At 47.1% G+C, this 14013-nt stretch carries 4 protein-coding genes; all 4 read left to right on the top strand.

The window, feature by feature from the left end:
* Positions 1-37 precede the first annotated feature (37 nt).
* The 4 genes from A3EU_RS32590 (at position 38) to A3EU_RS0107295 (ending at position 13897) form a co-directional block, all read left to right on the top strand.
* Positions 38-3424, top strand: coding sequence for a beta strand repeat-containing protein (locus A3EU_RS32590; RefSeq protein ID WP_020535487.1), 3387 nt, complete (start codon positions 38-40; stop codon positions 3422-3424).
* A gap of 189 nt (positions 3425-3613) precedes the next feature.
* Positions 3614-5749: a T9SS type A sorting domain-containing protein gene (locus A3EU_RS0107310; protein ID WP_020535486.1), complete on the top strand. Its 2136-nt coding sequence runs from the start codon at positions 3614-3616 to the stop codon at positions 5747-5749.
* Positions 5750-6694: 945 nt separating this feature from the next.
* Entirely contained in the window at positions 6695-7654 is a 960-nt protein-coding gene (locus tag A3EU_RS0107300; protein WP_020535484.1) for a PorP/SprF family type IX secretion system membrane protein, read from the top strand.
* 12 nt (positions 7655-7666) lie between these two features.
* Complete coding sequence (locus A3EU_RS0107295; RefSeq protein ID WP_083937298.1) at positions 7667-13897, top strand: T9SS type B sorting domain-containing protein; 6231 nt, start codon at positions 7667-7669, stop codon at positions 13895-13897.
* Positions 13898-14013 lie beyond the last annotated feature (116 nt).

Here is a 14013-nt window from a genome sequence, read left to right as displayed (position 1 = left end):
ACCCCTAATTCATTTATTAACCCATTAATTAAAGAAAATGAAAAAATCACTTTTAGTAACCCTTCTTTTGTGTTTTACGGCTTTCTTGTTTGCACAAGCACCCACCCTGTTTAAATACCAGGGCGTAGCCAGAGGGATCAATCAACAACCGTACGCTAATACCGACCTGGGCCTTAAAATATCGATCGTACTTGATAACGGTAGCGGTACCGGAGCTGGTGAAGTCCAGTACGCTGAACGCCACCTGACGTTTACGTCCCCGGTGGGCATTTTTTCCTTAAATATTGGTAATGGAGACGTCCTTTTTGGCGACTTGGAAGAAATCAATTGGGGCAGCGGTTCCTATTGGTTGAAAGTAGAAATGGACGTAGAAGGAGGCGATAACTACCTGTATATGGGGAATTCGCCTATCCTTCCTGTGCCTTTAGCGGTACACGCTATGACTGTTGAAGACAAAGACGATGCCGACGCCAACCCTGAAAATGAGCTACAAACCATCTCCTTTAACCCCAATACCAATGAACTGACCATCTCGGATGGTAATACTATCAATATCCCTGCAGGGCAGGCCGATGCCGATGCGGATCCGCAAAATGAATTACAAACACTACAGTTTAATGAAGGCACTAATGTACTGAGCCTGACCAATGGCGGCGAGGTAGACCTAAGCTCTTTGGAAGGCGGCGCAGGCAACGATGATCAAACCTTGGACCTACAAGGCACCACGCTTTCTATTGAAGGCGGTAATCAGGTAGATTTAGCTGGCCTCCAAGACGGCACCGAAGATGCCGATGCCAACCCTGCGAATGAACTACAAACGATCTCCTTTGACCCCAATACCAATGAACTGACCATCTCGGATGGTAATACCATCAACATCCCTGCAGGGCAGGCAGACGCCGATGCTGATCCACAAAACGAATTGCAAGACTTGGAATTGAATGGTACTACACTATCCATCGAAGATGGCAATGCGGTAGACCTTGCAGCTTTGCAAGACGGCACTGAAGATGCGGATGCAGACCCCAATAACGAGCTGCAAACGCTGCAATTTAATGAAGGTACAAACACGCTGAGCCTGACCGATGGCGGCCAGGTAGACCTGAGCTCTCTGGAAGGCGGCGCAGGAAGCGATGATCAAACCTTGGAGCTTCAAGGCACCACACTTTCGATTGAAGGCGGCAATCAGGTAGACCTTGCTGGCCTCCAAGATGGTACGGAAGACGCTGATGCCAACCCCGCCAATGAGCTACAAACGATCTCTTTTGATCCCAATACCAATGAACTGACCATTTCGGATGGTAATACCATCAACATCCCCGCCGGGCAGGCCGATGCCGATGCCGACCCACTGAATGAGATTCAGAACTTAGCGTTGAATGGCACTACACTATCCATCGAAGAGGGTAATGCGGTAGACCTTGCGGCTTTGCAAGACGGCACCGAAGACGCCGATGCCGACCCTAATAACGAATTGCAGACGATCGAGTTTAATGAAGGTACAAACATGCTGAGCCTGACGGATGGAGGCCAAGTAGACCTAAGTTCCCTGGAAGGCGGAGCAGGAAGCGATGATCAAACCTTAGAGCTTCAAGGCACCACGCTTTCTATCGAAGGTGGCAATCAGGTAGACCTTGCTGGTCTCCAAGACGGTACGGAAGATGCTGATGCCAACCCTGCGAATGAACTGCAAGACTTGGAGCTGAACGGCACTACGCTTTCCATAGAAAATGGTAACCAGGTAAATCTTGCGGCTTTGCAAGACGGCACCGAAGACGCCGATGCAGACCCCAATAACGAATTGCAGACGCTCCAATTCAATGAAGGCACAAATATGTTAAGCCTGACCGATGGTGGCCAAGTAGACCTAAGCTCCCTGGAAGGTGGCGTAGGCAGTGATAATCAAACCTTGGACCTGCAGGGCACCACACTCTTTATTGAAGACGGTAACCAAGTAGATTTAGCGGGCCTTCAAGATGGCACAGAGGATGCCGATGCGAACCCTACGAATGAACTGCAAGACTTGCAATTGAATGGTACGACGCTTTCCATAGAAAATGGCAACCAGGTCAACCTCGCAGCTTTGCAAGATGGTACGGAAGATGCGGATGCCGACCCTACCAACGAATTGCAGACCATTCAATTTGACCCCAACACCAACGACTTGATGATTTCTGGTGGAAACACCATCAATCTACCGCTAGATGTGGATGACAATGATCATTCGCCTACGAACGAGCTACAAACCATCAGCCTCAACGGCAACAATTTATTGCTCAGCAATGGCGGTGGACAAGTTGACCTTAGCGGCCTGGGCGGCGGCAGTTCCTTGTGGACTGAATTTGGAAATAACAACATCTACAGCCTTGATGATGTGGCCATTGGTTTTTCTGAAACAATACTGTCCACCTTGGAGGTAAAAGACGATATGACCATTCGCAAATCGAACGGGAATGCTACTATTGACTTGTTTTCGGCAACTAATGGCGGCAACGTCTATGTTTACCGTGGCAACGGCCAAGGCGGTAGTAACGACCTGTTGGCAAGTCTGGGAACCAACTCCGCTGGTGGTATGCTGAACCTTCGTAGCGATGCCGGAATAATGGGCGAATTTAATACGACTTCAGGTGGAGCAACCTTGAGTTTGTATAATTCGGGTAATGAGGAAACGGTTGCACTTTCTTCGTTTTCATCCAGCGCTAGCCTGGTAATGAACCAGCCCGATGGAGACAATTCAATCATCTTTGGCGCCAGTTCTTTTGGTGGAATCGGTACTTTCTTTGGTGCAAGCAGTGATGCTGTTGCCAGTATTGGCCGCGACCCAGGGAATACAGATCAGGGCTTGGTGACGCTTTTTGATGCCAGCGGTAATGCGGCAGTCACCGTAAGCGGTGAAGAAGGTGGTCAGATTGTACTAAGTGGAAGTGTTAGCGATAATGTCTTGATTGGTACAGAAAGCAACAGCTCGAACTTAGGTAAGGTTTCTGTAGTAAGCTCATTCAATAGCGAAAGAGCAGGAATGTACACGACAGGCTTGAACCAAGGGGTGATTTTTGCTGATGTTAAAAATTTCCGCATCGATCACCCTGAACAGGAAGACAAGGAAATTTGGTACGCTTGTGTTGAAGGCCCCGAGGCAGCCGCTTACGAAAGAGGCACTGCTGAATTGGTGAACGGAATAGCAACGATCACCTTTCCTGACCACTTTGGCTTGGTGGCCAACCATGAAACCATGACAGTGATGCTCACACCACTATCTGCTGATTGTAAAGGACTAGCTGTTATCGAAAAAACGGCTACCGGATTTACGGTAAAGGAGCTATTCCAGGGAACAGGTACCTACCAGTTTGATTGGGAGGTGAAATGTGTCCGTAAAGGCTACGAAAACTACCAGCCGGTACGTCCGAAGAAAGATCGGCTGTAAGTCTAATATTGGTGGCTCTATCCTGCTGAATTAGATAGGATATCCCATAGATCGAACGGATTTAACAGATCGACACAGTTTTTTTTGATAAGCCGTGGTGATCCTGTTAAATCCGTGTTCTATTAGGCTGTGTTTAGTCTCTGAAATTACCCCGGTTTTTACTTTTTCATCATCCTATACCTCTTTCCCATGTTGACCAAAACGATACCGTTTTTAGCACTCTTTCTATGTTCTGTTTTACTGCATTCACAGGACTGTTTACCTGGTGGGGTTACCTTTTCTACTCAACTTCAAATCGATAACTTTGCGGCCAACTATCCTGGCTGTAGTGTGATTGGCGGAGATGTGATCATTGCCGAAGCCGCAGGCGAGCAGATCGTTAACCTCAACGGATTAGCTCCCGTTGTTACCATCAAAGGCGATCTTCAAATCACCAATAATTCGGACTTGACTGATTTGACGGGCTTGGATAACCTGGAAGAAATTGAAGGCGATTTTTACATCTATAACCTCTCTGCGCTGGAGGATGTCACTGCACTCGGTAGTTTGACGAGCATCGGGGGGGATTTGAATTGGCAATTTATCGACTTGTTGGAAAGCCTAGACGGCTTGGATCAGTTAGCATCGATAGGGGATGACCTCATTCTCTACGGTTTTGACCTTTTGGATGACCTATCGGCGCTGAGTTTACTCACGGAAGTCAATGGGAATCTGCAAATTTTTCAAAACCTGGCCTTAACCCAACTCAGTGGGCTGCATAATATTACGCAGATTGGTGGTTCGCTGATCCTGCAAAATGTACCTGCTTTACTCAACCTCGATGCTTTGTATAATTTAGAAAGTGTAGGTCAGAGCATTAATATTATTGCTACCGATGCGCTCAATGACATTGGCGGCTTGGCAGGCATTACTAATATACCAGGAGATGTAATCATTCGTACAGGCGAAAATCTAGTGAGCTTACAAGGTTTGCATCATCTTGTTACCATTGGTGGAGACCTTGATGTTACCTATAATGAAGGGCTGCTCAATCTTGATGGCTTGACCATGCTGACGACTATTGGCGAGAATTTTTTGGTGGGTAATAATGATGTCTTAGAAGACCTTACCGGCGTGGAAAACCTGGAGACAGTAGGAGAGGAGCTCCAGATATACATTAACCCCAGCCTGGAATCCCTTGATGGCTTGGATGACCTGATGACCATTGGCGAAGTTTTTATATTAGAACGCAACGTAGTCTTAACAGATATTAGCAAACTAAGCAACCTAACAAGCATCGGTGGGCGGTTTTTGCTGACAGGCAATGCCATATTGCCCAACATGACGGGGATAGAAAACCTGGAGACAGTAGGTGGGGATTTTACAATTCAGGACAATGCGCTTCTTACCGATATCATGGGGCTTAATGGGCTCACTACGATTGATGGTAATATGTTTATCGTAGGAAATGAGCAATTGCCGAACCTGGATGGATTAGAAAACCTATTGAGTATCGGCGGAGCTTTGACGATTAACAACAATGAAGCCTTACTTGAGCTAGATGGTCTCAGCGGCTTGACTACAATAGGAGGGAACCTGATGATTCAGACCAATGAGGTGTTGGCTGACATTACGGGCCTTGTAGCTATTGACCCGCTTTCCATTTCGATACTCTTTATTCGTTTTAATGATCAATTAACGACTTGTGCGGCGCTGTCTATCTGTCAGTTTTTAGATACGCCGGGGAGTATTGCGATAATTTCAGACAACGACAGCGATTGCAATACCCGTGCAGAGGTAGAAAATACTTGTGTGGCGCTGTTGCCTGTGACTTGGGGTAGGCCGCTAGCAGCTATTCAGAAAGAAGAAAGTGTACTGCTGGAATGGAGTGTTGTTCATCAGTTAGCGAATGATTACTTCGATGTAGAACACAGTACGGATGGAAAGACGTTTGCCTTTGCCGCAAGAATTCAGGGCGAAGCTTTTTCAGAAGAAGAACAGTATTATTTCTTTGACCATAGACGACCTTCTCCCGGTTTAAATTATTACCGGATTAAGCAGGTAGATGAAGATGGCAGCTTCACGTATTCCAATATGGTTACCGTTTATTACGAGCGGTCTTCTGTTGTTTCTGTTTATCCTAATCCGGTGTCTTCGTACCTGTATCTTGCCGGAGTTGATTCAGAAAATGTATCCATTACGATCACCAATGCCATCGGAGAGATGATTGATCATCGGAGTTGGTCAGGCGAGCCGCTTGATTTTTCCAGCTACCCTGCTGGCGTGTATTTCTTACTGGTAGCGGAAGGTGATAACCAGCATGTTCAAAAAGTAATTCGGAATTAGGAAGACGAGTCTTAAAGAGGATTGTTTTTCAGAGAGTTGTCTTGACCATAGGACCAAGAATAGACTCAAGATGAAAAAATTTGAAGAGGTGGTAGGTTTGTATAAAAGAATAACCAAACGAAGAAACGACCTTGGATGAGGTCAGACTGCCCCCACTCGAGACCACCGCGCTAGGGGTAGTAGCCAGCACCGGGCACCGGGGCGCCCGCAGGGCCAAGCGGCAGCGCGTGGCGAATGACCCGACCCCGCTGAGGGGTAGCGCCCAAAAAACATTGGCCCCATCCCCGGCCCTTCCCATTTTTGAAAATGGCCTTGTTTCGGGATGTGTGCCGCAGGGGAAGGGAGGCGTTATACATGTGGCCGTTTTGGGTTGACCATCCAACCAGCCAAACCATCTAACCATCGAACCATCAACCATCCTCAAAGTGGGAAGTGGGAAGTCAGAGGTCGGAAGTGCGGAGTGCGGAGTGCGAGGTAACCAACCATCTAACAAACAACCATCAACAATCAATGATCCAAAAAAAACAACCACACTGGCCACTCAGCACACCATACCCCGCTTAAATCCTACCTTTTGCTAATTAAAGCAAAAAAATATGCCTTATAGCGCAACACATCCAAAAGTTCGGCCTAATTTTGGCCTTGTTTTATAGATAGCTTAATTTTGATTGTGTCGCTTAGTAATAAGCGAAAACGGATAGAACTACTCCCGCCGGGGACGGCAACCCCAATTCCAGCTTGCAAAATGGTAGGTAAAATAGATAGTATAGAACATCGGTTGGAATACCTAAAGTGTTCTTAAACAGCTTTTTGCCCTATTTACGAACAACATTTGATTTTATAACCAATCTATAGTGTTGATGTAGCCCTTTTGGGTTTTAACATCTATGCTATGATGGATGAACATATATTTTGGTAAATTTGCAGGTCTCAAAAACTGATCCCATGATGAGCTTTCGCCAGTTGGCGTTGGGTTTCTGTCTACTTTTTTCAGTAGGTATCCTCAGCGCGCAGCAACTTTCCCTCTTTACGCAATACCGCGAAAACGCGACGATTCTTAATCCGGCAGCTGTCGAAAGCGATTTTCTCGCTTACGGGCAACCGATAACCCTTGGAGCCAGTTATCGCTCGCAGTGGAACGGTATCGCTGGTAACCCCCAAACGCAAGCCATCCGCTTCTCCTTTATTGGAGATGGTTCGGGGGCTTCTTTGCTTACGGGTGGTTATATTATGAATGACCAAACCGGCCCTACTGGGTTTACCGGTATTTATGGTCGTATCGGAGCCGTGATTTCCGGCGATCCTGAATACAGCGGTTTAGCCGTTGCTATTTCTGGTGGCTTGGTACAATACCGGGTCAACGCTAATGAAATCAACCTCCGTGACCCCAATGATGTATTGGGAATGAACAACCAGACAGAAATGTTTCCTGATGTAGGTGCAGGTATCTACTTCTACCAGATGCTGAGTGGCAAGATGGACGGTGACATGTTCTATGCTGGTGTTTCTGTACCACAAGTAGCTGGTATTGACCTCACCTTTAAGAACGACGATGGTGAGTTTGCTGTGCAGCGTGTGCAGCACTTTTATGGAATGGTAGGTTTGTACCACTTCTTCCGTAATGACGGATTTATTGAACCTTCTCTTTGGATTAAGTACGTTGATGGTGCACCCATCAATGCGGACCTTAACTTCCGTTATCAGACGCCCGCCGCCTTATGGATTGGTACGGGTGCTTCTTCTTCCGGTGATTTCCACTTTGAAGCAGGCTTCAACCTGGGGGACAATGTCGGCTTTTACAATAACCTGAAAATCGGTTATGGTTACGACTATTCCTTCAGCTCCTTTGGCCCTTCCGTAGGTAATACCCACGAATTGCAGGTGTCTTATTCTTTTGATCGTTAAGCCAAATTCGTCATGTTTAACCTTTTATCGTTCTTCCCAAAGAAAAATATTCCAATGCGTAAATTATATACTCTGCTAATAATGGTCCTTGCCCCTTTGGCAGCCTTATTAGCACAGCCAACCATCATTGTGGACAACGCCAGTGCTTGTACGGGTGAGTCCTTTTGTGTAGCCGTTACGTCGCAGGATTTTACCAACATCAACTCGCTGGATTTTGATTTTGGTTACGACCCTGCTGTGCTGAACTTTACTGGTGCACAAAACTTTAATGCTGATATGCAAGCCGACGGTAACCTCGGGCCTGCATTATTTGATAATTCAACTCCTGGTGTCATTAATTTTGGCACCTGGGAAACCGGTAACGGTGATTGTTTGGACATCAGTAACCTGGGTACAACTCTGGCCGATGATGTCGATGTGCTTTTTGAGCTTTGTTTCGAAGCCATTGGTGCTTACGGCGAGCAAACGACCATCGGTATCAATCCTTTCCCAACACCTAATGTTACGCGTAACAGTACGGGGTGTAGCAATATTGGCCTTCTCCGTCAAGATGGGGAAGTTACCCTATGTGTACGTGAATTCAATGTTACGGCCGCAGATGTTACCGGCAACGAAGGAGACCTGGTATGTGTCGACTTTACCGTTGATGGCTGGGATGCTTTGAATGGTATCCAGTTTACGGTCAACTTTGACCCTGCCTTCCTGCAGTTTGAAAACTTATCTCCGAATACGGAAATTACCTCTAATACCCTCGCGGCTTACGGTTTGCCTGGTGATATTGGTGCAGAAGGTGCTATTACAGTAGCCTGGAGTTACACCATCCCTGATCCTCCAAGTGTAACGGTGGTGGATGGTACGACGATGTTTACCGCATGTTTCACCATCTTGGGAGCTTGTGAAACGGCATCAGTGATCACCTTCTCGGATGATCCAACGCCTATTCAGGTCAATAACGAAGACCCTGCCAACCCCAACGAAAATTCAGTAGTACCTGCGACGCTTAACCCTGGCACCGTATTGGTCAATGATTGTGACCCTGAAGGTATTATCGTAAATATTGATTGTGGCCCTCCGGTTAACGTCAACGATATCGTCTGTGTGCAGTTTGCCGCTGGTGATAACTTTGAGGCTGTTCGCCGTTTGGAGTACCTGATGAGCTGGAACCCCAATATCCTGGAGTTTATTGAAGTTAATACCTTCGGCAACCTTGCTGGACTTACGCCTGTTGATTTCATCAGTACTAACGCTGACAACGGTATCCTTGGCTTAGAATGGGCCTTTACCGCTGGCCCAGCGCAGAACATGGATGATATGGAAGAAATATACGAGGTATGTTTCCGTGTCATTGGTGTAGGAGGTGACAGCCCTGTACAAATTATTACACCGGGTATCGGTGTTTCCAATGGTGTTAATATCGGGATCAACCCAATGAACTGTGTCGTACAGGTCAATCAGCCCGAGAGTGTGGTCGTTGATTTCAGCAGCATTGATGCTCCTTTGGCAGGCTCTGGATGTTCATCGGTAACGGTAAGCAACTTCACCGATGTATTGAACATGCAGTTTACCATGGCCTGGGACGAAAATATCTGGTTGCACAACGGTAGTATTAACATAAATCCTGCCATTGGAGGAGCTAACCCAACGTTTACGCCTATTGGTCTTTCGTCTATGGGCTTCTCTATTGACAATGGTGCTACACCAATTACCTTGGCAGACAACACTTTATTGTTCGAAATTTGTTTTGATACAGCACCTACAGCCAGCCCTGGTGATTGTGACGAACTGACGACGGTAGGCCTTCCATTCCCGGAAACGGCGGTAACGTCTACTTCAAATGGTGATAACATTGGCCTGTTGGTGAATCCTGGTGACCTTTGTGTCTTGTTCCCTGAAGGTTTTGGCCTTACAGCTGTAACCACGGCTGGTGGCTGGTTGGATACCGTTTGTATGGACTTTACGGTGGAGTCATTTGACAATATTACCGCAGCAGATTTCAATATCAACTGGGATCCTACAGCACTGGAATTTGTAAGTGCTACGGCGATCAACTGGCCCGGCCTCGCATTGACTGGCAACCCTGTTGGAACACTTAATGGTTCCTACCCTGGCCCACTACCGCTTGCTATTCCTGATGGAGATGTTGCCTTTGAGGTGTGTTTTCAACTCATCGGTGATCCTGAAGATTGCTACGATGTAACAATTCAGAACGAACCCGCTCCTGTGGTGCAAACCTCCAACGGGCAAGGTAGCATTGTTATCACCAACGGTGAAATTTGTGTAGAAGATCAAATTGTGATCACGAATATGGAAATCACCCCGCCTTCTTGTCCAGGAGCTTGTGACGGTACCATTGTGATTACTGTTGCAGAACATGATGGACAAGGCTTTATTGGTACGACCTGGCAGACAGAAAATCCTGCCTTCGACCAGTTTACGCCACTTATTCTGGATGATGTTTGTGAAGGGATGACCATTATTACGGTCTTTGACAACAGCTCTGGCGTTTCCCTGACAGATACCGTATTTATTGTTTCAGACGGTATCGTTCCTGAAGCAGTGATAAATGGTGATGAAACTCGCCAGTTGGATTGTAATGCTGGTTTGGTACAGCTTTGTACCTCCTCTGGTGGCCCTGGTTTTACCACCAATTGGTACTACAATAGCGTGGGTGGTTCTCCGGATGGAAATACCTCTTGTTTCTTTGGAGATTCTCCGGGGACAGTAATATTGGAAGTTATCGACCAAGTCTCAGGCTGTAGTGCTACGGATACAGTTATGGTAACAGCTCCGACTTTGCCAGAGGCTATCATAGACCCTGTATCAGAAGAATTTACATGTAATACAGAAAGCATCACCTTAAATGGTGGCACCAGTATTGGTGATAACCTCACTTACGTTTGGGAATACAACATGGGCCCTCCTGATGGTTTTGTTACCGTAGGCACTGGCCCAACGCACGAGGCTACCTTGCCTGGCACTTACCGCCTAACGGTATGTGATGCAGTAAGTGGCTGTTGTAACAGCATTGATGATCCGAATGATGTGATTACCATTGCTGATGGCCGTGTCACGCCCGGTGCTTGTGTAATGGAAGAGAATGGTGGCTTGAACGTACAAGAACAAAACTGTGACGGTACGCCTATCGTTTTCAGCGCTTCTTGTACCGATGCTGATGGGCAGATTGTATCTTATTTCTGGTATGAATATAATGAGTCTGATGGCACCTTTGGCACCGACCTGGGCAATGGCCTTACGGTAAGTGTAACCGAAATTGGGGTATATGCCCTAGAGGTATTTAACGAAACGACAGGCTGTAGAGATACTGCTTTCGCAGAAATTATTCCTAATACCAATGCTCCTGGTGTGACCATCGATGAGCCAGGTGCGATTGATTGTAATACAACCAGCATTATCCTCAATGCAGAGTTGACGCCCAACGATCCAACCTTCACTTTTGTGTGGGAAGCTACGCTTGGCGGTACTATTCAGGCGCCAACCTCTAGCACTTTACAGCCAGAAGCACTGACACCTGGTACTTACACCATCACGGTTACGAATCNGGCAAACCTCTGTGAGGCTGTCGCTTTTGTGGTCATCGAAGACCAGACAGCTCCTCCTGTAGCGGAAATCTTAACGGACCCTGCAGGTTTGGAAGTAAGTTGTAATATTCCTATGATCACCCTGATGGCTACGCCTAATGATACATTGGACTACCAGTGGTGTTTGGATGTTCAAGGCCCTGCCGGTGAAATTGAAAATGCAACGGCTGATACCCTTGTGGTGAGCAACGGAGGTGTTTATTACCTAAAAGTAACCAACCCTGCAAACGGCTGTACAGCTGTTGATTCCATCACTGTGATGGAGCAATTTGAAACACCAATGGTTATTCTTAGTGATCTGGAACCTGTGATCACCTGTGATGACCCTACGATCACGGTTACGGCGACCATTCAAGGTGCTGCCAACTTTACGCTCCGCGAATGGGAGTCTGATCCTGCTGAAGCAATGGATAGTGCTAATCCTAGCCCTGATGGTTTATCCCTTACGGTGAGTGCTGCGGGTGTTTACACCCTTACTGCAGTAAGCGACCTGAGTGGCTGTACTGGTGAGGCTGACTTTGTGGTTTCTGTTGATACGCTAGCGCCAAACGTAAACGTAACAAGTGATACACTGACGATTAACTGTGCAGCTACCAGCGTACAGTTGAGTGGTGCAGGTTCTTCTACGGGCCAAGACTTTACCTACCTCTGGGAAAACCAGGACGGTGACGGACCAGATATGCCTACGGATATTCAAACAACGACCAGCACACCTGGTACCTACATATTTACGGTAACAGACGAGAGTAATGGCTGTACTGCCGATACGCTTGTAATCGTAGGCGAGGATATTGCTACCCCTATACTGAGTATCGCAGATGTAGAACCGATTACTTGTCAGGAACCAACCCGCGAGTTGACCGTAGAAGTGATGGGAACAACAGACTTTATCGTAAGCTGGGTAGGGGATCCTACTGATCCAATGCCTACAGATCAAGCTACTACGACTGCTAGTGCTCCTGGAACCTACACGGTTACTGTTACGAGTACGCTTAATGGCTGTTCTGATTCTGCTTCCGTAACTGTTGATGGTGACATTACCCCACCTACCGTAACGATTGCTACTCCTGAAGCCTTCGATTGTCCTACAGAATTTGTAGAGATCGATGCTACTGCATCAGGAATGACTGATGACTTCACTTCTATCGTTTGGGATTTGGACGGCGGAATTCTCACCGGAGAGGATGGACTAACCGTGGACGCAACAGCCTTAGGAACTTATACATTGACTCTTACCTCTGCAGCCAATGGTTGTGATGGTTCAGCCAGCGTAGAAGTTATTCCAGCTACGGAATTAACTTTACCTGAATTGCCTGTATTGTCATTAGACCTTCTAGGTTGTGATGGTGACCCTGTAGTGATTGATGCCTCATCAGCTGATGATGGAACATTCACCTTTGCCAGCGTAGACTGGAGTTCTGCTGACGGTACCTTTACCGTTGACGCTCCGTTTGCTGTTAGTGCTACCGCTGTGGGGACTTATACCCTGATGGTAACCGTAGATACCCCGGTGCCGGGTTGTGAAGCGGAGATGAACTATGAGGTGATTGCAGATCCTAACACCCCTGTAGCCGATGCCGGAATGGATATGGTTGCGGGTTGTGGAGAGCCGGTTATGCTAGACGGTACAGGTTCTACGCCTCCAAGTGCGACGATCCTCTACGAATGGATGATTGTTGATGCTGGAAGTACGCCATTGACTGGTGATACGGATGGCCCGACACCTACGGTTGAGAATGCGGGTACCTACCAGTTGACGGTAACCAATACGGAAAATGGCTGTGACGCTGTTTCAGAAGTTGTTGCTGTAACCTTCGAATTCCCTGCCGATGCTGCTGCTGGTGCTGACGCTGCCGCGTGTGACGATATGGCTGACCTGAGTGGTAACTTGCCTGCCAATACCCAAGGAGTTTGGACAACCGCAAGTGGTGCTACTATCGATATGATCACGGAGCCATTGACCATGGTGAGCGATATGATTGAAGGTGCTAACGTGTTTACTTGGACATTGTCTGCGCCTGGTTGCCCTGAGTTTAGTAGCGATGATGTTACGATTACGCGTGCAACGACACCAGTTGCTAGCCCGGATGCAATGACACTGGAAGCAGGTGTAAGTACTGGTACAGTGAACTTGTTGACAAATGATCAACTCGGTGGTACGACCAACTTTGAGCTTACCATTCTTACAGGCCCTGCCTTCGGTACGTTTGATACAACAGCTTTGGCACAAGGAGACTTTGTACTTAACCTACAGCCTACGGAGTTTGGCGTTACAACGGTAACGTACCAAATTTGTAGCACCGATTGTCCAGACCTTTGTGATACCAGTACCTTGATGATTACGGCATTGCCAAGTGAGGAAAACTTCATTCCGAATACTATTACCCCGAACGGTGACGGTGCCAACGACCAGCTGGTCTTTGATATCCTGCTGTTCAATCCTGCGGATGACTTCCCTGATAATGAAATCGTTATCTTCAACCGCTGGGGTGATATCATTTACGAAGCTAAGCCTTACAACAACGATTGGTCAGGCTTGAACATGGACGGTACCGAGGTTCCTGAAGGAACTTACTACTACGTCTTGCGCCTGAATATCAGTCGTGGCGAGATTGTCCGTGGAGACATTACGGTTATCCGCTAGAAAGGTCGCTGACCTTCTAAGTAGACATAAGACTAGTAATTCACTAGCAATAATAATCCCGGGTTCGCTATTGAGCGAGCTCGGGATTGTTTTTTTACAAAAAAATCCTAATAGGC

Origin of the sequence: Lewinella cohaerens DSM 23179 (genome assembly GCF_000379805.1) — a bacterium.
Lineage (GTDB): Bacteria > Bacteroidota > Bacteroidia > Chitinophagales > Saprospiraceae > Lewinella > Lewinella cohaerens.
Note: the sequence above shows the minus strand (reverse complement) of the source record. Positions and strands in the feature narration are given on the sequence as shown.

Bases quoted from the DNA above. Each gene is read 5' to 3' on its own strand.
- A3EU_RS32590 (WP_020535487.1), top strand. From the start codon at position 38: ATGAAAAAATCACTTTTAGTAACCCTTCTTTTGTGTTTTACGGCTTTC.
- A3EU_RS0107310 (WP_020535486.1), top strand. From the start codon at position 3,614: ATGTTGACCAAAACGATACCGTTTTTAGCACTCTTTCTATGTTCTGTT.
- A3EU_RS0107300 (WP_020535484.1), top strand. From the start codon at position 6,695: ATGATGAGCTTTCGCCAGTTGGCGTTGGGTTTCTGTCTACTTTTTTCA.